This window comes from Gilliamella sp. B3801, from assembly GCF_026536645.1.
Classification (GTDB): Bacteria; Pseudomonadota; Gammaproteobacteria; order Enterobacterales; family Orbaceae; genus Gilliamella; species Gilliamella apicola_I.
Genome location: NZ_JAFNNR010000008.1, coordinates 50664 through 75768, shown reverse-complemented (window position 1 = coordinate 75768; position 25105 = coordinate 50664). Strand labels below are relative to the sequence as shown.

29 protein-coding genes are annotated in these 25105 nt (G+C 35.8%); 27 read left to right on the top strand and 2 right to left on the bottom strand.

Translation table 11 applies throughout. From position 1 onward, the window contains the following. Positions 1-213: 213 nt before the first annotated feature. The 6 genes from J3U14_RS08515 to J3U14_RS08490 are packed head-to-tail and all read left to right on the top strand — an operon-like array spanning position 214 to position 5611. The gene (locus J3U14_RS08515) at positions 214-924 is read left to right on the top strand and encodes an SPASM domain-containing protein (RefSeq protein WP_086272523.1); all 711 of its coding nucleotides are present in this window, start codon (positions 214-216) and stop codon (positions 922-924) included. Between the two features lie 20 nt (positions 925-944). Then, the gene (locus J3U14_RS08510; RefSeq protein WP_024496423.1) at positions 945-2138 is read left to right on the top strand and encodes a hypothetical protein; all 1194 of its coding nucleotides are present in this window, start codon (positions 945-947) and stop codon (positions 2136-2138) included. Further along, a complete protein-coding gene (locus J3U14_RS08505; RefSeq protein WP_024496422.1) occupies positions 2125-3471 on the top strand; it encodes an MATE family efflux transporter in 1347 nt (448 codons plus the stop codon). Before J3U14_RS08510 ends, J3U14_RS08505 begins: the two co-directional genes overlap by 14 nt. Before the next feature lie 4 nt (positions 3472-3475). Beyond that, on the top strand, positions 3476-4306 hold the full coding sequence (locus tag J3U14_RS08500; RefSeq protein WP_024496421.1) for an SPL family radical SAM protein: 831 nt from the start codon (positions 3476-3478) through the stop codon (positions 4304-4306). A 17-nt stretch (positions 4307-4323) separates the two neighbouring features. After that, positions 4324-4827, top strand: a complete 504-nt coding sequence (locus J3U14_RS08495; protein ID WP_024496420.1) for a DUF5680 domain-containing protein — start codon at positions 4324-4326, stop codon at positions 4825-4827. A 34-nt stretch (positions 4828-4861) separates the two neighbouring features. Further along, positions 4862-5611 (top strand): thioesterase domain-containing protein, encoded by a 750-nt coding sequence (locus tag J3U14_RS08490; RefSeq protein WP_024496419.1) that lies wholly within the window; start codon positions 4862-4864, stop codon positions 5609-5611. A gap of 286 nt (positions 5612-5897) precedes the next feature. On the opposite strand, the gene J3U14_RS08485 is transcribed toward J3U14_RS08490, so the two are convergent. Continuing rightward, on the bottom strand, positions 5898-6365 hold the full coding sequence (locus tag J3U14_RS08485) for a hypothetical protein (RefSeq protein ID WP_025315265.1): 468 nt from the start codon (positions 6363-6365) through the stop codon (positions 5898-5900). 628 nt (positions 6366-6993) lie between these two features. Here J3U14_RS08485 and J3U14_RS08480 point away from each other — a divergent pair. The 7 genes from J3U14_RS08480 to J3U14_RS08450 all read left to right on the top strand — a co-directional run bounded on the left by J3U14_RS08480 (position 6994) and on the right by J3U14_RS08450 (position 12891). After that, positions 6994-7872, top strand: coding sequence for a LysR family transcriptional regulator (locus J3U14_RS08480; protein WP_267352263.1), 879 nt, complete (start codon positions 6994-6996; stop codon positions 7870-7872). A 390-nt stretch (positions 7873-8262) separates the two neighbouring features. Beyond that, positions 8263-8469, top strand: a complete 207-nt coding sequence (locus J3U14_RS08475; protein ID WP_025315263.1) for a helix-turn-helix transcriptional regulator — start codon at positions 8263-8265, stop codon at positions 8467-8469. A 33-nt stretch (positions 8470-8502) separates the two neighbouring features. Then, positions 8503-9360, top strand: coding sequence for a ParA family protein (locus J3U14_RS08470; protein WP_086271898.1), 858 nt, complete (start codon positions 8503-8505; stop codon positions 9358-9360). Beyond that, positions 9350-9574, top strand: a complete 225-nt coding sequence (locus tag J3U14_RS08465) for a hypothetical protein (RefSeq protein WP_086271899.1) — start codon at positions 9350-9352, stop codon at positions 9572-9574. Before J3U14_RS08470 ends, J3U14_RS08465 begins: the two co-directional genes overlap by 11 nt. Beyond that, the gene (locus J3U14_RS08460) at positions 9574-11277 is read left to right on the top strand and encodes a ParB family protein (protein WP_086271900.1); all 1704 of its coding nucleotides are present in this window, start codon (positions 9574-9576) and stop codon (positions 11275-11277) included. The genes J3U14_RS08465 and J3U14_RS08460 overlap by 1 nt, the downstream gene beginning before the upstream one ends. A 4-nt stretch (positions 11278-11281) precedes the next feature. After that, positions 11282-11833, top strand: coding sequence for a DUF2857 domain-containing protein (locus J3U14_RS08455; protein WP_181414236.1), 552 nt, complete (start codon positions 11282-11284; stop codon positions 11831-11833). Then, positions 11830-12891 carry an STY4528 family pathogenicity island replication protein gene (locus J3U14_RS08450; RefSeq protein WP_267352262.1) on the top strand — a complete coding sequence of 354 codons (1062 nt, stop codon included), beginning with the start codon at positions 11830-11832 and terminating at the stop codon, positions 12889-12891. The genes J3U14_RS08455 and J3U14_RS08450 overlap by 4 nt, the downstream gene beginning before the upstream one ends. A 23-nt stretch (positions 12892-12914) precedes the next feature. On the opposite strand, the gene J3U14_RS08445 is transcribed toward J3U14_RS08450, so the two are convergent. Next, positions 12915-13358 carry a hypothetical protein gene (locus J3U14_RS08445; RefSeq protein ID WP_267352261.1) on the bottom strand — a complete coding sequence of 148 codons (444 nt, stop codon included), beginning with the start codon at positions 13356-13358 and terminating at the stop codon, positions 12915-12917. 573 nt (positions 13359-13931) lie between these two features. On the opposite strand from J3U14_RS08445, the gene J3U14_RS08440 reads away from it, so the two are divergent. From J3U14_RS08440 to J3U14_RS08375, 14 genes are all read left to right on the top strand, one after another. Continuing rightward, the gene (locus tag J3U14_RS08440) at positions 13932-14690 is read left to right on the top strand and encodes a PFL_4669 family integrating conjugative element protein (RefSeq protein WP_267352260.1); all 759 of its coding nucleotides are present in this window, start codon (positions 13932-13934) and stop codon (positions 14688-14690) included. Then, complete coding sequence (locus tag J3U14_RS08435) at positions 14687-15193, top strand: DUF3158 family protein (RefSeq protein ID WP_267352259.1); 507 nt, start codon at positions 14687-14689, stop codon at positions 15191-15193. The genes J3U14_RS08440 and J3U14_RS08435 overlap by 4 nt, the downstream gene beginning before the upstream one ends. Positions 15194-15202: 9 nt before the next feature. After that, positions 15203-15619 (top strand): single-stranded DNA-binding protein, encoded by a 417-nt coding sequence (locus tag J3U14_RS08430; protein ID WP_267352258.1) that lies wholly within the window; start codon positions 15203-15205, stop codon positions 15617-15619. A 107-nt stretch (positions 15620-15726) separates the two neighbouring features. Next, complete coding sequence (locus J3U14_RS08425; protein WP_267352257.1) at positions 15727-17721, top strand: DNA topoisomerase III; 1995 nt, start codon at positions 15727-15729, stop codon at positions 17719-17721. Positions 17722-18290: 569 nt separating this feature from the next. Next, a complete protein-coding gene (locus J3U14_RS08420) occupies positions 18291-18914 on the top strand; it encodes a DNA cytosine methyltransferase (protein WP_267352255.1) in 624 nt (207 codons plus the stop codon). Next, positions 18847-19425 carry a DNA cytosine methyltransferase gene (locus J3U14_RS08415; protein ID WP_267352254.1) on the top strand — a complete coding sequence of 193 codons (579 nt, stop codon included), beginning with the start codon at positions 18847-18849 and terminating at the stop codon, positions 19423-19425. Before J3U14_RS08420 ends, J3U14_RS08415 begins: the two co-directional genes overlap by 68 nt. A gap of 136 nt (positions 19426-19561) precedes the next feature. Then, the gene (locus tag J3U14_RS08410) at positions 19562-20491 is read left to right on the top strand and encodes a phosphoadenosine phosphosulfate reductase family protein (RefSeq protein WP_267352253.1); all 930 of its coding nucleotides are present in this window, start codon (positions 19562-19564) and stop codon (positions 20489-20491) included. Between the two features lie 319 nt (positions 20492-20810). Continuing rightward, entirely contained in the window at positions 20811-21191 is a 381-nt protein-coding gene (locus J3U14_RS08405; protein ID WP_267352252.1) for a hypothetical protein, read from the top strand. Then, positions 21188-21874, top strand: coding sequence for a hypothetical protein (locus tag J3U14_RS08400; protein WP_267352251.1), 687 nt, complete (start codon positions 21188-21190; stop codon positions 21872-21874). Before J3U14_RS08405 ends, J3U14_RS08400 begins: the two co-directional genes overlap by 4 nt. Positions 21875-21955: 81 nt before the next feature. Then, complete coding sequence (locus J3U14_RS08395) at positions 21956-22768, top strand: GTPase (RefSeq protein WP_267352250.1); 813 nt, start codon at positions 21956-21958, stop codon at positions 22766-22768. A 75-nt stretch (positions 22769-22843) separates the two neighbouring features. After that, positions 22844-23236 carry a hypothetical protein gene (locus J3U14_RS08390; RefSeq protein ID WP_267352249.1) on the top strand — a complete coding sequence of 131 codons (393 nt, stop codon included), beginning with the start codon at positions 22844-22846 and terminating at the stop codon, positions 23234-23236. Between the two features lie 144 nt (positions 23237-23380). Then, complete coding sequence (locus J3U14_RS08385) at positions 23381-23914, top strand: DUF2958 domain-containing protein (RefSeq protein ID WP_267352248.1); 534 nt, start codon at positions 23381-23383, stop codon at positions 23912-23914. Between the two features lie 18 nt (positions 23915-23932). After that, entirely contained in the window at positions 23933-24232 is a 300-nt protein-coding gene (locus J3U14_RS08380) for a hypothetical protein (protein WP_267352247.1), read from the top strand. 76 nt (positions 24233-24308) lie between these two features. After that, the gene (locus J3U14_RS08375; RefSeq protein ID WP_267352246.1) at positions 24309-25046 is read left to right on the top strand and encodes a hypothetical protein; all 738 of its coding nucleotides are present in this window, start codon (positions 24309-24311) and stop codon (positions 25044-25046) included. Positions 25047-25105 lie beyond the last annotated feature (59 nt).

Genomic DNA, 25105 nt, shown 5'->3' with positions numbered 1-25105 from the left:
TTAATAAATAATAAAGAGGAACTGAGTTTAGAACAAAAAAAACAAGTTATTGATAATCTTGAAGGCTTTAATGTAAAAATTGATATATCAGGTGGTGATGCACTAATTAACCCACAAAATATTGAACTTCTTAAATATGCATCAAATAAATTAGGGAAAGAGAACGTAACTTTAACTGCAACGGGACTTGGAATTGCGAAATATGATATAAAAATGTTAGCATCACTCGTGGGTGAATATAATTTTACTTTTGATGCTGAAGATATAGATGATGTTGCAAATAGACCTAATGCTTATGCAATTGGAAACTTAAAAATAGGAGAGCAGTTTCACAAACTCAATTGTAGCACTAGGGCCGAGTTACCATTAACAACAGATATTATTAATCGAGCTCATCTAGTAAGATTATATAAAAAATTACATGAGAGAGGAATTGATAAACTTTTAATTATGCGTTTATTTCCCGTCGGTCGGGGAATGTTGTTAAAAGAAAAAATACCATCTATTGAACAGTACAAATTAGCAATTGAAGTTTTACTTGAACAAGAATCTAAATATGGATCACCACAGATAAAACTACAATGTGCATTGAAACATCTTTTTCCTCAATTTAATAAACATCCAGGTGAAAATCCTTGTGATTTAGTTTCTAATTCATTCGGGATTACCCCCAATGGTACATTACTAGCATCGCCTTGGGCTTATAACGCATCAGGTAAACCATTAGGTGAAGAGTGGGTGCTGGGAAATTTAAGTAATCAGACATTATCCGAAATCTTTGACTCTCAAAAATATAAAATCATGCTATCTAAAGTTAACGAAAATGTAGGCCATTGTAGAATATTTTCTTTCTTTAATTCGCAAAAAAGTTTACCTATTGAACGAATATTTGATTCAGCTGATCCGCTTTATAATAACTTATAAAATGAAATTGGAGGAATAATATGTGGGATAAAAGATTATCAACCTCATTAGGACCCATTAAGCTAAAAAATCCTTTTTTAATAGGTGCAGGCCCTGCATCTATGTATCTCGACGATATAAAACGAGCTGAAGAGGAGAATGCTGGAGGGGTCATTTCAAAATCAATTGGTGCGCATAACTCTAATGAATCAATAAAGCCAACAGATATACGTAGGTATAAATGGATTAGAGGATATGGAAATTATTTAAAATCTACTTATTTAAAAGAAATTTTACCAATGGATTATGGAATGAGGTTGATAGAAAACGCCAAAAGTCAGTGTGATATACCTATTATTGCATCTCTTTTTTATCCGTATTTTTTTGAAGAAAATAGTATTGATATCTGGTTATCGCTTTTTAAAGAGGCTGAAAAAGCTGGTGCGGATGGGATACAAATAGATTTTTTTTACTTAGACTTAAAAAAAATGTGTAATGCGGACATTTATAGAGTGATAGAAATAATAAATCGATTAGCTCGATCAGTTAAGATACCTGTATTTCCCAAATTAAACATTAGAATGGATGATGATTTGATTGATGGTATTATAACTAATTGTAATGTAGGGGGACTTATTTATCTTGACTCTATAAATGTCCAACCATACATTGATATTTCTAACAAAGGAAGACCCATTTTTGATGGAGATCTATACGATTCGTTAACTGGAGCATCAAATAGTGTAGTTGCAGGAGAGCCCTTACTGCCTTTTACCTTTAATTATACACAAATCTTACGTTCCAAGACTAATTTATCTTTATCTGCTGGTGGTGGATTAGATAAATGGCAAGATATAATTAGATGTCTGATGCTTGGTGCTAATTCAATTCATTTGACGTCTGTAATTATGAAAAAAGGATTTCAACATATTAATGGGTTAAAGGAAAGTTTAAATAAATTTTTGGATAAAAATGAATATAATACATTACTTGATTTAATCGGAGTCAGTTTAGAACATTATCCAGAACACTTTGGTAAAATAAAAAGTAGAGAAACTTTACAAGTTAAAACAACACTATTAGAGGATAAATGCGTTAAATGTAATATATGTGAAAATATGGTTACTTGTAACTCGTTTAAAAGTATTCCGTATAATTTTGATAAAAATTGTGATGGTTGCTCAATGTGCCATGATTTATGTCCAGCAAAGGCTCTAGTATATGACATACACTAATTCCATGAACAAAAATAAGATGAATATACCAAAGCTACTATTAAATCAGGCTTGGCCTATATTTATAGGCCAATTGGCTGTTACAAGCTATTCCATTATTGACTTGATAATTGTTGGGCATTTCTCTTCTCTTGACATTGCTATTGTGGGCGTTGGGGATAATGTTTTTTTTACTATTTTTATTGGATTTTCTGCAATTTTGTTAATATTACCCCCCCTGTACGCTCAAAAATATAGTGACGGAGGGTTTGAAAATGTAAAAAATTTAACTGCGCAAGGATTCTGGTTAGCAATAATACTTTCGATTATTGTTTGTTTTATATTATTAAACGCAGAGCCACTGATTAACATTAGTCATCTAGATGAACAGTCATTTTTTAAAGTCAATGAATATTTAACAATTTTAATTATAGGTGTTCCTGCGTTATTAATTTATAAAATTATTTTTGCCTATGCCTCAGGAATTTATAAGCCTAAAATAATTATGTTTACAAATTTTATCGGACTTGCGATCAAAGGTGTACTTACTTATCTTTTTGTTTTAGGATTCTATTCCATACCAGCTATGGGAGTTAATGGATGCGCATTAGGAACCGTTTGTGCGTCGTGGTTAGTTCTTATAATAGCTATTTGTATCTTTTTTAAAAAGAAAATCCCATTGTCAATTTCGTTCAAAATTTCAACTAAGACACAACTTTTTTTATTAAAAACTGGAGGCCCAATTGGCCTCACTTTCTTAGTAGATTATAGCTCCTTTACTATTATAGGTCTATTGGTTGCTAATTTGGGATTGACTACAATGGCTAGCCATCAAATCGCTGCGAATGTGTCTTACATTTCTTATCTAATCCCTTTGTCAATAGGTAGTGCCTCTTCAGTAATTGTGGGGAGTTATTTGGTAAAAGAAAATCAATTAGCAAAAAAAGTAGGGTTTTCATGTATCAAATCAGGGGTTTTAATTGCTTTTATATATAGTTTATTGCTTTTTTTGCTAAGAAAACAGATTGCTTCATTTTATACAACTGATCAAATTGTATGTGATGTCGCATCCTTATTAATTGGCTTTGTTGCTTGTTATCATTTTTTTGATGCGATTTATACAATAGTTAGTGGCGTATTGCGAAGTTTTAATAAAACATTTATACCAACTCTTATTCTAGGTAGTTGCCTATGGGGAATAGGATTATGTGGTGGTTATTTCTTGACTTTCGATGGTGAGTTTGGGGTGAAAGGATTTTGGTTTGCGCTGATTATTGCGGCGATTATAGCATCAAAAATTACATTGTTATATTTTCATAATATAACCCTACCAAATAAGTATAAAGAAGGATAGCTTTATGAAATATTATGAAATAGACTGCAAAAATATTATTATAAAATCTAAATTACCAGACACTGATTATGTTGTAAATCCCTATATTGGTTGTAGTTTTTCCTGTTTATATTGCTATGCAAGCTTTATGGGGAGATTCATTGGCGAGCCTGTCGAAAACTGGGGGAATTATGTTTATATAAAAAAAAACTCAGTAGAGATATTTGATAAACAATTAAAAAAATTTTTAGATAAAAATTCGAGCTCAACAATATTTTTTAGCTCAGTAACAGATCCATATTTACCTCTTGAAAAAAAATATCAACTAACGAGGAATATGCTTGAAATATTAAAAAATACCAATTACCCTGGTTTGATAAGCATACTCACAAAGTCAGCTTTAGTGCTTAGGGATATAGATGTTTTGCAAGGTTTAAAAAATGTTGAAGTAGGTTTTACTATTACTTCATCTCAGGATCGTATAAGCCGAGCACTAGAGATAAAAGCGCCATCTATAACGAGCAGATTAGATGCATTACATAAACTGAATAGTCATAATATTAGAACTTATGCATTTCTTGGACCAATATTACCCCATCTTCTTCAAAATCCTTCTGAATTAGAATCTCTTATTTCACTTGTTGCACAAACAGGTACTAAATCTGTTTATGTAGAACATATAAATTTAAGCCCTTATATAAAACAAAAAATAGTTTCATATGATAAAACGTTGGCAAGCACCTATCTATCTTTGAAAAAAAACAAGATCCAAATAAATGACGATTTTATTCGAGGTTTGTTAGATAAATATGGACTTCACTTGCGATTAGGAAATGTGATTGAACATCGTAAATAAAATGAAGGTGAATAACAATGGATATTAACGAGCTATATTTACATCAATTTAAATCTTTTCTCCTTAAAGCAAAGTTGCATGGTTATGCTGGAGGGGATAGATTAAAAATTCGCTCCAGTGATTTTTCCAAAAAATATTTATATGAAGAAGATGAATTTAGTTATGAAGATCGTTACTTCGGCGAGTTTGTTGATATGGGACAGGAAATTGTTAGGTATAAAGGCATCCCTGTGTGGGGAATGAGCTATAGAGGCGGGATATTTTCCTTATATGATGACAATAAACAAAAGGTTTTCAACTTTTTAAGATTAGCATTGAACGAGGTAGATAATCAGCTACCTATTAGAGGTCCAACTCTTTATCAAAACGGCACATATACCTACAAAAATTGTACTTTAGGTGATTTAATGTCATTTACTGGGCATGAGGAAATTTGGGAAGGTAATGAACAGATATGTTTTAGATACTATTTAGGGGGAATGATAAGAGGTAGATATAATAAAGAAATGAAAGTAATTTAAACAAAAAATTCATCATAAAGGTAACATATTGAATATGTGCATAATTAATAAATTCGATTTTATCTTAAGTAGTTCAAATTTAGAAATAAAGTCTAAAGATTTTGATGATAATAAAAATATAATTTTTCTATTCCCCCCATTATCTGGCTGGGGGATTGTTTATGAAAACATTATAGGAAGAGTTGAAAATTATTCTTTTTATTGTTTTGATTTTTATGAAGATATTTTTCCTGAAAAACTAATTGATATTTATTGTCATACCATATTTAAACTTTCAAAAAATAAATCAATTTCAATTATGGGATATTCAGCAGGAGCTAATATTGCTTTTGAAGTTATTAAGAAATTAGAAAGTGTCAGTATAAAAATTGATAAACTGATAGTTCTAGATGCTCCACTTCGAGATAAAAAAATAATAATGGATCATATTGAATTAAAGGAGTTTAATGATGGTTTTTATAATTATCTGGTTGATGTTGGGTTTATAAGAAAATTGAAAAAATATTCTAAGTTAGATCCAGATGTACTAAATAATAAAATTATGAAAAGACATTCAACTTATAAATATTTTTATAATGAACTAATCAATTATGGTTATTTAGCTACTGATGTATATTTAATCAAATCAGAAAAAGCATCAGATCTTACCGATAAAAATATAGAAAGATGGTGTAATCAGGTAAATGGTAATGTTAAAATATTTTCTGGAGGTGGAGATCATTTCTCAATGCTGAGTTACCCAAATGTTCAAAAAACATTAAGTACGTTAAAAAGAATATTTTAAGTGTAGTAGCTCGAATTTAATCTAACAGACGCTAATTATTCATGGTGTTGTTCAAATTGATCCAATTTGTTTTATTTCGTACATTTTGTACGAGGAATTTATGGTAACCAAGGATAAATTTGAGGATAAAGACTTCATCATTTTTTCATAAATAGTGACAATGTAGCAAGAATAACTACTGAAGTGTGATCCACAAGCATTCGCTTCATTAAAAGCAAATATAAAAAATGATAGATTGCAACTCCTATCTACCATTTTGTATTGATTTTATTTTTAATTACTAAGTCTAATATAGTTCTATCTCGTTATTATCTAACGCCTCAAAAATCATTGATGATTGTTGAGGTAAGTCTTTTGCCACTTGCTTGATGAGCTTTTCTCTAAGATCTACTTCAAAAATTTTATAGAGTTTCTTTGAAATGTATTCACATAAATGCTTCGAAGCTGTTTCAATGTCATTACTGGCTAATGCTTTACACAATGCCTTGGAATATTTTTTTGCCTCATTGATATCTACAGTAAATATCCCATCTTTAGTGGCATAAACATTATCAGCAGATTCATACGCAGGTATAGCATTTTTGTAGTACCACAAACTTTTAAAATTTAGTATTTGTAGTTGATGACCATCATCAAAAGCCAAAGCAATTTGAAAGAGTTGGTAAAGTTCGACTTCTCCCTCTTCATTGAGTTCACCAACAGCATTGGCCAGATGATAAACTTGTTCTAAAGTAAAGGCTTCATCATAATCCATGCGCAAGATAAGATCATCTAAATAGTCTCGTTCATTTACAGTATCAGGATCAAGTGGTTCAAAGCGGCGGCTCTTTTTGATGACCTTATGTAAACGTCGGATGATTGTATGCCAAGAAGGATAGGTATACTGTGAATATTTGGCGATATTAAAGTGATTTTTGTATTTTGTGTTTTTTTTAAGAGGTATAACCCAAATAATGCATCAATAACCGGTGTGTGTTTTTTCATCACTAAAATGCCGGTGCCGTTGTATATGGGGAGTTTAATGCTCATATAAATTCCTCTGTATAAGATAAGTTATATACTAGTATTGAGAATTTATTTAATAAAAGAGTGTAAAAATCGAATTTTGACAATGATTTATTTATTAAGATCTATCGAAATTAAATCTCAATACTTAAAAGTAAAGCTTCATTCATCAAAAATGATATATCCTTCAAGTTAATTTAACCAAAATTATTTATTATCTGATAACCATCTGTTCGGTTTATGAACTTTAAATCGATATTTCTCAATAAAAATGATGAAACTTGCATGCTGATAGGCCGAATAACATGTTAGTTTATTTAAGACAAGATCATGTTTTTGTTAAAGGAAAAAATATGTAAAAATTATAGGTGAGAAATATGAATCTAAAAAAACTGATGTATTTTAGAACAGTTGCGCAAGAGCTTAATTTTGGGCAGGCAGCCGCTAAACTTTATGTGGATCAGTCATCGCTAAGTCGAGCGATACAAGGATTAGAATCACGATTGGGGGTGATTTTATTTGAACGACATTTGCGTCAGCTTAAATTAACTGAGCACGGAAGTCTGCTTTTACAAGAGACTAATCAGATTTTTTGTCTTATTGACAGCATTAATCATCGAATTAAAGCTTCACAACAAGGGCAGTCTTACACCATTGAGCTAGCTATTTCACCCAACATAGATGGATACCGCGTGGCTAAGCTATTACGGCAATACCATGAAAAATATCCACATATACATCTCCATGTTCATGAGGCGGCTTATCAGGATATTTTATCTGGTTTAACTCAAGGGAGGTATCACTTTGCATTATCGCTACACATGGCAAGTCATCGCTATGATTCACTTATTTTTAAAAAATTATGGCAGGAGCGACTAATCATCTTACTTTCAAAACAACATCCTTTAATGTCATTACAACACATAACATTTAATGATATACAAAATTATCCCTTTATTTCATTCCAGCCAAATACCTTGCTTCATGAGTTGATCTATACAGCTACTTTTAGCCCACTTGAAACATTATTCGTGAAATCCTATAGCGTGTTACAAGCACTGGTGATGACCGGCTTAGGGATAAGTATAGTGACACAAAGCATGTTAGACAATATGCAAAACCAACATGTGGCCACTCGAGCTATTGAACCTGATTTATTGGTTGATACTTATCTTATCTACCAGCCTAATCGATACAGTCATCAGCAAATCAAGAATTTGGAAAGTCTAGTTAATACGTTTTTTATCCGTAGTTAGACGAATGTTATAAAAATACAGTTTAATCGAGTTACAAGTAATATTCTCAATTACATGATCTTGCTGTTCTTTGTGTTTTTTGCATTGGTATGTAAAAAACGCAAAGAACTTATTCCTCAAAATAATCGTCATCCTTGTACATTAATTTATAACCTATTGAAAATTAACGCTTATAAAAACAGTCGATTGATGCCGTTTTTGCATAGCTATGCATTTTTTGCAAAGTCATGCATTTAATACATAGCTATGCAAAAACGGCAATGCACGATTTGTTTTCGACCTTTATCATAAAAAAGCATCCACTATTTTGTATTTAGGCTTTAAGTATCTACTTATGTGGACTATTTTGCGCTGAGACTAAGTACCATTACTGACCAGGGAGTATTGACCATGATTAATGATGACGAACAAACTTATCCCACTATCTTGCGTATGCCCGAAGTTGAAAGACGCACAGGTTATAAAAAATCACACATCTACGAACTGATCAAAAATAATCAATTCCCGCCATCGATTCGTATCGGTGTTCGTTCTGTTGGTTGGAATTCAGCGGAAATTGATAATTGGATTGCTGAGCGACTTGCGAACGTCAATTAACCCTTAATCCTCAAATACAATAAGGAACATGGTATGCAAGTACTCTCAGTGATTTCGACTAAAGGTGGAGTAGGAAAAACGACTGTGGCAGCAAATCTTGGTGGCTTTATGGCTGATGCAGGGCTTAGTGTTTTATTAATCGATTTAGATATACAACCTACGCTGTCGAGTTATTACAAATTACGCCATACAGCAAAATCTGGTATTTATGAGCTGATCTCAACCAATGAAACCAGGCTAGAACATTTAGTTTCTCACACGACAGTAGATAATCTTCATCTTATTTTTTCCAATGACGACAAAGGTCAATTAAATACCCTACTACTTCATGCACCCGATGGCCGTTTTCGGCTTAAGAATTTAATGCCTATTTTCGAGCCTCACTATGATGTGGTTATCATTGATACCCAAGGTGCACGCAGTATTTTACTCGAAATGGCGATTGTTGCTTCAACCCATTTACTCTCTCCCATTACCCCCGAGGTTTTGGCTGCGCGTGAATTTAAGCGTGGGACACTGCAACTGATTGAGGATATACAACCTTTACAACATTTAGGCATCAGTATTCCTGTTATCAATCTATTGATTAACCGAGTACCGAGTGTATCTAACAATGCCAAGTTAATTAAAACGATGTTAGAAACGTTATTTCAACATGATAGTAGCCTATGTCTGCTTCAGACTTACATTCCGGCAATAGAAGCCTATACACGATCCCCCATACTTGCGGAGCCCGCCCATCGATTAGAGTATAAAAAACCTGCTGGTAGAGTGGCATCTGCGGCTATCGACTCTATGCGAACTTTAGCGCAAGAACTATTTCCACAATACTCTTTGCACTTTGAACGTCTACGCGGCAGGCCTGATAAGGTGGTGAAGTATGACACCTAAACAGCTAGCTGCTATAAAAAATAAGCAACTTCATCCTTTTATTAGTTTTGCGCTGAGTGAAGGCTGGCATGTGAAATTGTCGCCCAAGGGAAATATTCAACTCAAGCGAAAAGGCTATGCCAGTATTTACAGTGCCAGTTATTTATTAGAAACAAAGCAATATACAGCAGAGAAATTGATTCAATTTCCTACTAGCGTGAAAGGAGAGAAATAATGTCTGGAATAACAAATAAAAATGCAGAACAATTATTGGCTAGCAATTTTAATAAAGCCGGCACGATTGTTGAAAAATTATCAGACCCGCTCGTTATTACGCCGATGCTGTTAACGCTCGAACAAATAAAACCTTACGACCATAATCCACGTCAAAGCCGTAATCCTAAATATGATGAGATTAAAGCGTCGATTAAAGAAAGAGGACTTGATGCTCCCCCCCCTGTTACCCGTAGACCTGGGGACGAGCAATACATGATTAGAAATGGTGGTAATACAAGGCTTGAAATCTTGTGGGAGCTTTGGCAGGAAACTAAAAATGAAACATTTTTTAGGATTAATACCTTATTCCATCCGTGGACTGGCGAAGTTACATTACTGACGGGGCATCTTGTAGAAGATGAATTGCATGGAAGACTAACTTATATCGATAGAGCTATCGCTGTTGTTGGAGCGGCAAATGTTTATAAAAAAGAAATCGGTATGGATTTCACGCAATCACAACTGGCACAGAAATTAAGTCACGATGGTTATCCGATTAGCCAGCCTACCATTAGCCAAATGATGGATACCGTAAATTATTTATTCCCCGTGATCCCTCAACAACTCAATAATGGGATGAGTCGAAGTCTTATTGAAAAAGTATTACGCCTACGAAAAATAGCTAAAGCCACTTGGAATAAACAGAATAAGATAAATAATGTTGAAACAGAACAGAGCTATACGTTTGATAACTTATTTATCGAAGTTTTATCGCAATACAACGATCAACCACTGGATTTAAATCGATATCAAGATGAATTAATTGGTCGTATGTCCAGTATTTTTGAGTGTAGTTATGAATTGATTGAATTGGAATTTAATGAGAAACAGGCGAGACAACGTTCACTAGAAACACCATCAACAACCACTGATGATGATTTTGATGAAGCCAGTCTTTTTGCAAATGAACCCATAAACATTGATAACTCAGATATTGAGTTAGATGAAACACAGATACTTGCTATTACGGCCCCCAAACGGCCTTTAACGCCTAAAGTGAATACCGTCACACGAACAGCCGTCGATGGTACAGATATTGGTGATAAAAACCAAAATCAAAAGGCACCGATATTACACAATGATGATAATGAATTTATTGACAATACACCACAAACAGACGGGACTTTCAGTCAACCTCCGTGGATTGACACTAACACAACACCAAGACTAGAACAAATACAACAACTAATCGATCAATACAATCATCATTCTGAGCCCGATAGCAGCGAAATAATCATACAAACTATTCCTATGCAATCAGGTGTAATTTCTCCTAGTTCTGAGAACTTGAACGATCAAGATGAAATCCATCAAATTGACGTATTAAGACAACAGATTGGACAATTATTGAATGAAATTGTTTATACAATCAGTGATGAGTCTTTCATCGTGTTGACAGACAAGGGATTAGGTTTTAATTGTACAAAAATACTTTCAGAAAATAAGTCGGTGCAAACACTAATTGATTTATTACAAGCGCTATTAAATCAACCACCGACAATGGAAAACGAAGCATTACTCAAACTAATAAGTCTGCTGACAGGTTTACAGAGCCGAAATACAGAGGTTGTTCGGCTTGATGATACCAGTTTTATCAAATTAATACGGGTATTTCGCTTGATACGACAATATGTTGATTTAACTCATGATAATGGAGGATGAGAAAATGTCTGGTCATCCAATTAATCAAGCCATTATTGCACAACTATTATTTGATTTACGTAATGGACAACTGCGTCGGGCGCTAGACATGGGGTTTAGTGAAGAAGATTTAACGCTTCTTCAAGATCCAGAAATGCTGAGTGTACTGGTTAATAGCTCGGTACGTTGGTCCACAGTGAGCGTCAATGCTGAAGTAATGCATCGTTTACTTAGCCGTGTTAAAGACAGCGATAAAGAAATACAAATGATCGATCTGATGCTCAAATACGGTGCTAGTAGTAAGCTGCTAGCCGAAGCATTTGGTTTAGATCCTCGTGAAGTCGCTCTGCGTAAGCGTGTAAAAGGTATCGATAAAAAGCAAGGACGTTGGCAAGAAATTACTGAAGAACAAGACCACCTGCTTTGGCGTGAGTGGCAAGCTAAAATTCAACAATATCAACTTGATAAACATGATGCACTCGATATGGCTAAAGTTTGCATGATCTTGTCAAAAAAACATGGTATACAAATGGCAATGATCTGGCAAGCGATGGAAAAGTGGATTGAAATGCCATGACCTACAGTGATAAGCATCAAAGACAAGATGGATTTATCTACAGTGGCAATCGACATGAAAGCGTCCCGAGGGCGCTTTTTTTTGATAAACGCTTAACCCCTCTTGAGCGTAATGCCTGGCAAATTATTCGATTATGTTTAGATAGCAATGGTACTACCAATGTCCCAACTTATGAGTACCTACAGCAGTTTTTAACTTCCATGCCTTGTACTGAAAAAGCGTCAACCGAAACGGTTGCTCGTGCGTTGAGTATTTTGAGGCTCACACGTTGGCTTAGTGTCATTAAACGGCGCGCTAAAGATGGGACAAAACAAAGCAACCTTTATGTTTTACATGACTCTCCGTTAACGCCTTTTGAGGCATTGAGTTTAGATGAGGATTACTTAACTTTGGTGTGTGACTCAATGAATCATGCCAGTAAAGCGATCCAGTTAGTAGCGGCTGAGGTATTAGACGATGTGGCAAACGATGCTTATTTAAGTACTAAACAGCTACCGTCACGCTTAGACCTACTATTAAATCGAACCATCGAACAAAATGATCTAGAAAAGTTATCCACAGTTCACAAATCCGAAGGAAGTACAATGGACTTACTTCGGAATCAGAGAAAACAAATTTCGGAATCCGAAACAGGTACGCAAAGCCTGAAAACTAAGGATATTCGGAATCCGAAGTCTGCTATTAGTAGTAATAAAAATAAAATACTACTACCACCCTATCTACCTGATCGGTTTTATAAATTGAGTACAACACAGCGGACTGGAATATTAAAAGTAATGTCGCAATTATCAACGGAAGTACAGCAGCAAGTACTTAATGAATGGGATGGACGCTGCACTCTGCAAAAAATCAACAACCCCGCTGCTTACTTGTTTGGTATTACTCAAAAAGCGATCAAAGGCGAGCTTAATGAGTTGCGGACAGAACAAAAAAGTAGTGAACAGCCGGAGCTACAAATCGAAGCGAAGGATGAAAGTCCAACAAGTCCTCATCAAGATAAACGAAAAATTCAAGCGCATATAGACCATTTAAAACAGTTACTTGTTACAAATAGATAAAATTTTCACTAGTTCAATTAGTGTTATTCAATGCGTTTACATCTCATCTTTGAGTTTATCGTGGCATTAGCTATATCATTATCATTTACCAATATCGTTAACTGGTTAGTTTTTTCAAATTCATTCTCGGAAATGTAAGAAAACTCAGCGTACAATTCTGATTCGGCGCCATTTGGTTGTTTATATTTATCATGATGTAATTTCTCAAGTGAACTTGCAACACGTTTCCTATCTACGTTTGTATAGAATACCCCATCATCAATTGAATATGAAAATTTAGGTGTTGTATTATATATCTCGTTGCTAGTACTTGCTATAGAGCCATCTAAATTGAATAAAGTCATTTTATAGTCGCTATATTGGTATTCCCAATTTCCGCTTAGATACTTTTCTGTTATTTGTTTATCGTTATGACATCCTACCAAAACAAAACTAATTAGTATCAAAAGTGATAAATGTTTAATCATTAATCTTCTCTATTTTCTTTAAAAATGTCGTTAATTGTTGCTAAATTTAATAAAAATATAGCTAAAATAAATATAGAAAGTTATTTCACGAAAGTGAAAATATTTCAAATTATATAGTATTTAGAATTTTTGTAATTGTTTAGATTAAGTAAACTCATTATGGTTATTTCTTGTCAAAAAAATTATTCGGGGGCGAATAAAATAATTGGAGAGTTTCTTGTCAAAAGTTTTATTCGGGGGCGAATAAAATAGTTGGGGAGCTTTTTGTCAAAAGTTTTATTCGGGGTCGAATAAAATAATTGGGGAAATTTCTGTTAAAAAAATTATTCGGGGTCGAATAAACTAAGCCTAGATAATTTAAGTTTAGTGAATGACTAATAAAATAAAAAAGCTTGAAAATTCGCCATCATAATCAAAAAAAGCATCGAAATTAGCTAATTGATTGCAAGTTTGCATCTCATGCTTATGATACTAAAAATAATCTGCACTTGAATTTATATTTAATACAGACTCTCTTCTTTTACTCCGTCATAGTGTGCCTTCCATTTAGTTATCACAATAAAAGAGGCTTTTATGACAGACAATAAAGTCGGTGTACTGCAAAGCCAAGTCGCTTTACAAGTGCATACTTCGCAATCGGTTCGTTTGTGGCATGGTCGTAAACCAGACTATGAAAAAAATTTACCCGGTATATTTGGATTACAAAACTTTCTCTTCATTACCAATTTAATCAATAAAGGTTCAAAGCGAGGCGATCCATATTCAGACTGGTATATGCTGCGTGTCGAAGAAAAACTTGAACAGACTAAAACAGTCTTAAATGAGTTAAATAGTCAAATTGATGAGATTATCTCAACGTTGCCCAAAGCACTGATTTTTACTGAAACAATAAGTGCTGAGCCTGCACAATTTTCTTTTTCAGCACGTTCACATATGGGCTATCAGGCGGTATATATTTTAGCTCAGTATGATGAGATAGCCCGTAAAATTGTGCAGGCGGTGCAGTTTGGCTTAATTGATTTAATTACTAGAAATCATTTATTCGAAATAGGCGATCACGCTTTAAGAAGTCTATTTACATTAGTTCAACGGTATCGTTATTCAGGGATTACACGTATTGATTTAATACAAAATAATGCTGCTGCCATCGCCGCCATTGCTAAATTTGGAGAAGTACCACCTGATATTATCTCTGGGCAATGGCGGTCTCGTTTTTCTCCCCCTTTACGTGATAATGATGAACTAATCTCTCATGGGGAATTGGATAACGAGGACGACGATGAGTTCATCATTAATGTCTCATCGAAAGACGAGGTGCAAGAAACATCATGATACCAAGGGATGAAGGCATTCAGTCATTTTATTATCGAGTACTGCAACACGATGCCTTCTTAGTGCTGAAACACGCTGACTCTCTAAAAGGTCTTTTTAAAGGTAAGAGTCTGAGTGAGCTTGCATCCAATAGTTTGACCTTACGTGATGAATTGATTGAGTTAGCAAAAGAACACGCTTTATCTCAGGTGAAAGCTTACCCCTTTGCATTATTACCCGTTGAATTGGCTTTACAAACAACGGGTGCAGGCACTGCATTTTTAAGGTGGCGAAAAAAAGATCGGAGCAAGATGGGCGTAAGTTTATGGGAGGCGTTGGTCAACGAGCCACAGGTTTCGGAGAAACTAATTAATGACCTTTATCTTATCGAGTGTGAGCGAATACGGCTCAATATGAAAATTAGTATTTGCCACACCATTTCACGTAGGGCAACCGAGGGAGAAAAACAATTGCAACAAGCACACCATATTTATCAACGCAGAGTTAACAAGTCAATGTTATAGGAGAATGCAATGAGTACATTTTTTATTGGCACCGGTAATGTAGGGGCCGAGCCAGAATTTAAAGTCTTTCCACAAGGTAATGAAGCACCCCGTAAGATGCTACGATTGAATGTTCGATTTGATAACCCAATACCAAGCAAAGAAGGCTATCAGGATCGGGGGGGATTTTGGGCCGCGGTGGAAGTCTGGCATCAAGAGGCAGAACAGTGGAATGAACTGTATCAGAAAGGGATGCGTGTCTTAGTACAAGGTCGCATGACGTATCAAGAGTGGGAAGATAAAACCACGGGTGAAAAACGCTCCGCGTTTAAAATTGAAGCGCGTGATGTGGGTATACTGCCGCATCGAGTACTGAGTATTGCACTGGAAACCAAGCCGGATAAACCACAAGAATCGGCACCACCCTATATGGAGGAACCCGATTAAACGCTATTTGGTTATTTAAAATAAAATAACGGCTAATTTATGTTTTTTAGCTACAAATAAGCTACATATTGCTACATTTTAATTATTTTTTTAAGAGGATGTAATTTATGCGGCTTATTTTATGTGAGAAACCCTCACAAGGCAGAGATATCGCGAAAGTTGTAGGAGCAACAACGCGTGGTGAAGGCTGTTTGACGGGGCAAGGTATTACGGTGACCTGGTGTGTGGGACACTTACTCGAAACCGCACCCCCTGAGCATTATGATGAAAATTATAAAAAATGGGCACTCGAACACTTACCGATTATCCCACAACAATGGCAAATGCTCGTATCGAGCAAGACTAAAAAACAATTTACTGTGGTTAAAAAACTTTTAACTCAAGCCGATGAATTAGTCATTGCCACCGACGCTGACCGAGAAGGTGAAATGATTGCCCGTGAACTTATTGATTACTGCGGTTATAAAGGAAAAATACAGCGATTATGGTTATCCGCACTCAATGGTGCGTCCATTCGAAAAGCGTTTAGCGAATTAAAGTCAGGTGATTCGACTGTCTCTATGTACTACTCAGCATTGACCCGTTCACGCTCTGATTGGTTGATTGGAATGAATCTTTCAAGGCTCTTCACTTTACTCGGTAGGCAAGCTGGTTATGATGGCGTGTTATCGGTAGGAAGAGTACAAACCCCGACACTTAATCTGGTCGTAAAACGTGACCGAGAGATTAAGCACTTTATTCCAAAACCTTACTGGACGATAAACGTATCGTTAAAAAATGGAACTCAGCCTTTTATTGCCAGTTGGTGTGTACCCGATAATCTTAGTGATGAAGCCGGACGGTGTATTCATCAGCAAGGTGCAATATCGGCATTTAATCAACTTAAAACGAACCCTATTGCCCAAGTATTAGACGTTCAAACCGAGCGTATTAAAGAATCACCACCATTAGTCTTTGATCTAGGCACCTTACAAGAAGTCTGTTCCCGCAAATTTGGTTTAGGCGCGCAAGAAACTTTAGATATCGCTCAAGCCCTATATGAAACCCACAAAGCCACTACTTATCCACGTTCTGATTGTGGCTACTTGCCAGAGTCAATGTATGCAGAAATTACCACTGTACTTAACGCTTTAATTAAAACCGACCCTAGTTTACAAACCACTGTGAATAAATTAAATACAGGGCTTAAATCACGGGTTTGGAATGACAAAAAAATTACCGCCCACCACGGTATTATTCCGACGATGCAGGCAATTAATCTCAGTGCAATGAACGAAAAAGAGCGTGCGGTATATGAGTTAATCAGAACCTATTATCTTTGTCAGTTTATGCCAAGCCATGAATATGATCGCACCGTAGTCAATTTAAGTTGTAGTCATCAAGTGCTTAAAGCTACTGGCAAACAAATTGTTGTTGCAGGCTGGCATAGCCTTTTAAAACCTGAGTTGCCAGAATCTGAAAAAGAAGAGAAATTAGTGATCTTGACGAAAGGACAAGTGTTGCCAGCGCTGAAACAAGGAGATAACTGTCAAGTTATTGACTGTGGGCTTAATGACTTAAAAACCACCCCACCTAAGCCATATACCGAAGGTGAACTAATTAAAACCATGAAAGGGATAGCGCGGTTTGTGACTGACCCTCGGCTTAAACAAAAATTGAAAGAAACCACGGGTATTGGTACAGAAGCAACCCGTGCAGGGATTATTCAATCGCTGTTAAAACGCGGTTATTTAGTTAAAAAAGGCAAAATCCTGCAAGCATCCGATGCGGCTAATGCGCTTATTGATGCCGTTCCCGCAGCCATTATTGATCCGGGTATGACCGCGTTATGGGAACAAGCCCTTGATGGCATTGAACAAGGCAGTATGACTATGCAAAGTTTTTTGAGCAAACAAAGTGAATGGATATCATCACTGATCAAGCACTATGCACAGACAGCGTTAGTTATCAAAGCCAGTCACCAAAAATTATGCCCAAGTTGTCAAGCTGTGATGAAAAAACGTAAAGGCCCCAAAGGTGAGTTTTGGGCATGTAGCCGTTATCAAGACTGCAAAATTACCCAAAATATCAGTAATAAGAAACCTCGCTTTAAAAGCACATAGATTTTGACTTTGGGAAAATGAATGAGAAAACTATTAGATAATTACCTTGTTATTCAGCATCGAACAACTGTCATCGACCATTTATTTAATGATTATGATCTCACATATCAATTTCAATCTATTTATACATTTATTGACAAAAAAAAAGGACTGGCCTACTGCACTCAATCAACTCAAGCCAATCATTGAAAAGTTTGCTTTGAATTATCCCGAAAGATCGACGGATGATATGATTGATTTCTTTGACCAATTGCTAATGCAGATGATCAGATATAAACGATTTAAAGATCAAATTGATGTGATGCACAGTGCAATATACGAGTTGCTAGATACACAAACCATCAATATAACCGTTTTATTTAAATTGGCACTCGTCTTTGACGATGGTCACGGCCTACGAAAACTAGTTATGCGTAAAAGAAAATTAGTATTGACTAAGAAAACGATTTAATCAGCTCTCAGTAAAATACAAGTTAGAGGAAGTTTGTATTTAATAATGTGACTAATGGTCTAACTTAGCAGTATCTCCTGTGTGGCATGTGCCACATTAACTTTTTAGGAGATACACTATGTTTGTATTGAGCTTATTTGACGGAATTAGCTGTGGGCGTGTAGCGCTTGATCGAGCGAAAATTACCGTCACTCGTTATTACGCATCGGAAATAGATAAGTTTGCTATTCAGGTGAGCCAGAATAACTATCCTGATATTATTCGTTTAGGGGACGTTACGCAGTGGCAAAATTGGGATATTGATTGGGCCAAAATTGATCTGGTATTGGCTGGTTGTCCTTGCCAAGCCTTCTCATTTGCCGGTAAACGACTTGGCTTTGATGATCCACGAGGGCAACTCTTTTTTACCTTTGTAGATATTTTGAATCATATCAAGTCACTAAACCCTAGCGTAAAATACCTCCTTGAAAATGTTCGCATGAAAAAAGAACATCAAGAGGTCATTACCGAGTATATGAAAGTAGAACCACAGATGATTGACAGTAATTTAGTCAGCGCTCAGAATCGTAAACGACTGTACTGGTTTAACTGGCAAGCACCACAACCCGAAGATAAAGGTATTTTACTGGCTGATATATTGTTACCCGTCTTCTCTGAAGACTATTTATGCTCTGATGGATGGCATCATTGGTGGGAAAAAAAAACAATTTCAGCTACAAAAGAAATACTCACAAATTGGTAATCTAGCCAATAAAGCTATAACACTTACCAGCCGTATGTATGCCAACTGGCAAGGCAATTTCATCGAAGTTTCGCAATATTTCATCTCTCAGCAACAAACCGAAAAACTCATTTTAAACGAAAACGCCACACGCAAAGTGGGCTATTTTGGTAAAGAACATCAATCTAGTCGTGTTTACCGTATCTTTGATAAATCTATTACGTTGAGTGCTCAAGGTAATCAAACGGGGTTTTATCTATTCAAGTGCAGAACACCTAACAAAGAAAACGTTAGAGGTGATGGAAGGCGCTTTGGCGAGGGTGATAAGTTTTATACCTTAACAACCGTTGATCGGCATGGCATTTTAGCTTATCCGTATATCAGGCGGTTGCATCCTGTAGAGTGTGAACGATTACAAACACTGGATGATGGTTATTCGGATGGGATTTCTGATAATCAGCGCTATCGCTGCCTTGGTAACGGATGGACTGTTGATGTCATTGCCCATCTTTTAAGCTACATGAAAGATTAACTCACTCAATAACATGCGCCCATTGATGGGCGCATCACCTATTAGAAAAAAAAGACTTATTCATTTTATATTGAATAAGGTAACACGTTTACATTTAGTCATGATAGTCATTGTTTATATTATTAGAGACATAGCAATGACGAAAAATTTATACAATATTATTTCGATATCATCAGGTAAAGACAGTACCGCGTTATTATTAAATGCCATCGAGCGCGAAGTACCAAACCTAACTGCTGTTTTTATTGATACAGGAAATGAACATCCTATCGTTTATGATTATATCAATTACCTTAGTCAAGTAACCCAAATTCCTATAACAACAATAAAGGCCGACTTTACTGATGAAATCGCGAGGCGTATTAATTTTATAGCTAATGACTGGCCAAAAAACGGGATTTCTGATGCTATTTGTCAACAAGCCATTGAATTATTAAAACCGACCAATAACCCATTTTTAGATATGTGTTTATGGAAAGGAATGTTTCCATCGGGCAAAAGACGATTTTGTACAGCAGAATTAAAGCTTTATCCCATCTATGAACAAATTTATCTGCCATTATTAGATGCTGGTAATAGTGTAGAAGTCTGGCAAGGTGTTCGTGCTGATGAATCTCATAAACGAGCGAAACTTCCACTGCGTGATTGTGTAGGCATATTTAAAAATGGAGCGGAGCACCACAATTATCGCCCGTTGTTAGATTGGACAGTAGAAGAAGTATTTTGGCAACATAAAAGGCATGGGATAAAACCTAACCCACTTTATAAATTAGGCATGGGGCGAGTGGGTTGTATGCCATGTATCTACTGTAGGAAAAGTGAATTGTTGCAAATAGCAATGCGTTTTCCTGAGCAAATAGAGCGCATAATTGAATGGGAAGCTTTAATTTGCAAAGTGAGCAAAACAGGAAAAGCGACTTTTTTCCCTTCTAGAAAAAATCGAGGCGACGGGATTATCAACGTAGTCAAATGGTCGGCGACTAAGCGAGGATCGAAACAAATAGATCATGACAGAATTAATGAAGCACAAATTCAGTGTCATTCGATGTATGGATTATGTGAATAACCTTTCTCAAAAATATACAAGCTTCAGTTTATTTTTTTTCTTTAAATAAATTCAATAATTATTAAAGTTAGCTCTATGTTTCGCTAACGTGGTTAGCAACATGACCCAGACCGATCTAACCTTTGATTCGGTGGTAGGCCCCAGAGCCTATTTGGTTAGACCACCCACATTAGTTTCCGCTCCGGTGGGGGATCATTGTTAATGCAATGAAGGTTACATGAATTTAACTTGACTTAAATGACTTTAAAAAACACTGCATCCCTGCGGGAAACTTTCCCGTAAAGGTATAAGTTTCTTGCATTGATATTTGGAGAAACTTATGACAGCAGCACTGACCAAAAACTTAATAAAGTACATGAATCGTATTCAAGAAGTAGTAAAAACACGCCTGTTTTTAGAAAATTGGAAAGAAGCCATCGACAATATTGGTTTTGCGTTTTTTGATAATGGGACTTCGTTAGAAGAAGCGTTATTACCGATTGACTTAAAACCGAATCTCAATGTGATTAACCAATTAGCTCAGTGCTTGTCTTGTGATGATCGTCTGTTTTTGAACGTATTGCTTTATTTTTATGATGCAACGCTCGTTTCTAAGCACACAATTATTCAATTGAGTACACTCGATGAGAGACGTAAAAGACTACTGATGCATTTAGTTGAAAATTATTTACCTACTCATTTTGAGGAGGTGAAACAATGAAACGTTATCAAATTAAACGAATATTAGCGTTACTTGATGTTGAAACTAATGCGCTACTATTTATTCCTTTACATGAACAACAGGATTATTTACGCCCTGTTTCAATTACCGAGAAAATTTATTTCAATGAACAATTTGCTTTGGTTGCAAATGATTCATTAATACCGAAGGAACTGTGGTCACAGTGCCCACGAGAAGGTAAGTTTCTGAAACATTGCTATCGAGTAATTGATACTAGCAATGGGATGGAAAATATCTCTCTTGGCATTTATCTAGATAGGGCTTCTGCTCAGTCAATGATCGACCAACTAGTCAATTCTTCAAGTTATGGAAAAGTGTGGGAAATCAGTACCAGACATATAACACGCGAAGCTCTCAGTTATTTACAACAGGAGATCGATAAACAAACGGAATATCAAGCTCTAAATTTTGAACTTTTTGCAATTCCGGGGATTATTGAAGATTTTGTGGCAGTCAAATTAATGGCAATGCCTTGGACAGATGAAAACTTATTCTATCAGTTCGATTTTACAAGGCAAAATTTAATAGAAAGACAAAAACAGGCAGGCTTGCCTGATTGTTTTATTGAATTGTTACATAAAGCCGCACAAGAAGAGGTCCGGATCTTAGTTTTTGATTCGCTTGAAGATCCCATAAATGGGCTTGAAACTTACGACAAATAATCGCTTAACCACCCAATGGGGAAATTATCTCCCCGTGGGAAATAATTTCTCCTTATTTTTTAATTAATTTGGAGAACACCCATGTTAGACAGACAAGAAATCAAAAACACAATCGCTAAACTTGCAAGCCCTCATTTGGGGCGTAATATTCGTGAATTTCGTTATCAAATCATCGATAATTATCATGAACCCAGTGCATTATTAGGTATGGTCTTTGACCATAAACCCTTTGAGGGCAAAATTGTTGCATACACCGATACCATGATGCTGGTCAAAATCAGTCTTAAAGAATTTCGGGTTATTGATTTAACGTATGTGACTGAAAAACCGGCTGTCGGTAGTAAAATTTTAGTTACGCCTTATGCGAGGCGTAATTTCAATCAAAAACGCATTGATGAACCCGAAAAGGAAATCAAAACCACCCGTGATGGTAGTCAGTATGTGGTGACACATCATGTATTAGGTGGTAAAGATGTCGAATTACCACTGCCGATTACAAGAGAGGATATTCAGTGTGATTCTTTAAAAGAATTAATTAATCAACTGGAGCAATTACCCGCCCCAGATGGATTAAGAAAAATTGCCCATGTGTTAGTCGATGCCGGCGCAACCGATTTTACGGTGGTTGACCCTGCATACAAGAACATTGTTGAAACACCACCTAGCGTTTCGTTTACGGTGGACAATCCTAAATGTTGTGGACGTGTTGCGATTAACTATGACCGCTGTGCGGATGCTTATGATATTGAGCACACACACAATGGCCAAGTGATTAAGCGTTTGGAAAATCTTTATTTTGTTGATTTAGCTTCAAACCTTGTTGATTTAATCGATGATGGTGCTTGGCAGCAAATTCATATTGAAGTACTTAAAAAGAGTAAAACAACACATTAATTTGTTTTATAACGTTGTTAACCCATTGGGAAATGTCCCCAATGGGGCATTTCCCTCGACTAAGAGGAACATGAAATGCAGCAACAAGAAATAATCGAACTAGAATTTAACAAGCAATACCTTGAAAGGTATCTTTATCAAAGTCATGAGTATGATGATACCCCTGACGATTTAACGGTAAGTTTTGATAGGTCCTTAATTAAGCAAGCTGAAGAAATTTTTAAACAGTATCCTGCGTTATTTAACGTCACTTTTGATGCTTGTGTGACAAGTAATAGCTTTGAAGGTAAGTTACGCACCGATTTAATTCATTTTTACAACCAGACTAATGCCATTTATATCAGTTTTCGAAATGACTGGACTGGCTGTGTTTATGAGTTATGCCTGTCAGATAGATTAGATACATTAGCAATCGAGCAGTTATCCCCACTTTCTGTTTATGAAACGGTGGATAACCTTGCTAATTAACCGAAATAAAACAACTTAATGAGATTGCTTACTAAATAAACAGTTAGTTAACTAATCAGTTAGGTTATCAATTCATTGTTCACCCTATTGGGATATCTCCCAATGGGGGATATCCCTTTTTTATTTAACTCAAGGAGATATTCGATGACAAATCAAAAAACACTGGCGGAATTAAGTGAAGCCGTTACTCAATTTTTTCCAAAGATTCAATTACAAATCATTATTGATGCCTGTTTTGATCATGAAAATGATGAATGGCAGGTAAATCAACAATACTATCGGGATTTACTACAAGGTTTTGCTGAAATATTTCAGAAAATGCCAAAGACCTATGAAACAAATCCAGAGCAATTTGATGAAAACGGCAATGAAATACTCGAAGAAGATGCCTCTTCAGGTGGTAATGCTATTGCCTATCTGCATTATTTTGTCGGTGGCTGCGATTGGTGGATCACTGAAAAAGATATGGAAGAAGAACAGTTACAGGCATTTGGTGTTGTCAAGTTAGGGAATAACCGTCCTGAATTTGGCTATATCAATTTGGTTGAACTCTCAAACAGTGTGATAAAGCATTCCAGTGGGATGCCGTTATCTGTCGAGCTGGATTTCCATTGGCAACCCAAAAGGCTAAAGGATATTCCAGAGCTTGCCTCATTATTTCCTAACGTCCATCAATAAACTAAGCGGTGATATCTTATGTTTTATGAAAATGATATTCCTCAACCTATTGGTGAACTGGAAAAAATAGCGGATGGTTATGGTATTCGTATTACCGATGTGGATATTTGGCAGCAGGCTAAATGGAGTGAAAACCCACCACATTTAGGGAATGTGTATGTCAGTTTATTATTTAGCCAACTGGCTGAAAAAATAAATGAACACTACCCAAACCTTGAGGTGGACTACTTTATTAATGGTCTTGATACACACTTTTATCTTAACCGAGAAAGCATCACCAGCGTGAAACAATTTAATGCGCTAATTGCCAACAATTAAACCATTAAATCAATAGTTACCCATTGGGAAACAGTACCCAATGGGGCTGTTTCCTTAAACAATTAAGGAGCCAACAATGATACAACGTTTTGTTAATTTTAATCCGTTTCAACGAGGATTTAGCGATTTTAAAATCGAGCGGCTAGCAATGGTGTACACCCAAGATTTACCTTGGTGTTTACATCACGCATCGATACATCCCTCTCACGAGGCAATGAAAGATTTTGAATTTGAAAATCAAGAAGCCGTTTTTGATGATCATCATGTCAGTCTGATGCAATGTGTTGGTAAGACCCGGCTAGATGAATGTCGTTATCGCGGGCAACTCATTAAAATTATCTATCGCGTCTTAGCAACAGAATATGCCTCTCAAGTGATTATTGGTGAAACGTTGAGTTTATTAGAGGCTGAGCGAATGATTTATAATATTCAAATACAAACGGGGCACTATAACCGCTGTTTTGAAATTAGTAGCTCACACCTGCCAGCCAATGATTTAAGAGACTTAAAAGAACGGGCAGAAGAAATTCCTCAAATTGTGGATGCGCCATTTTTACTCGACCTGTTTTTGATTAACAATGAGCGCAATGATAATTTCGATTTAGGAATTCGTCTTAATCGAACACCTTGGACTGAAGATGATCTGCTACAAAAAGTATTGTGCAGTGGTTCAACAGATTTGCGTGAGGACTATCTTGAGGACGGTCTTTCAACGCAGTTGATTGGTTTATTATTACTTGCCGGTAAAGCGGATGTCCGGCTCATTATTTTTAGTGATAATGCGCCCATCTTACCAAGGCTTGCGACTTACTGATTTAACGATTTAATCGTTATTACCCATCGGGAAGTTTTATTCCCGTTGGGAATAGAGCT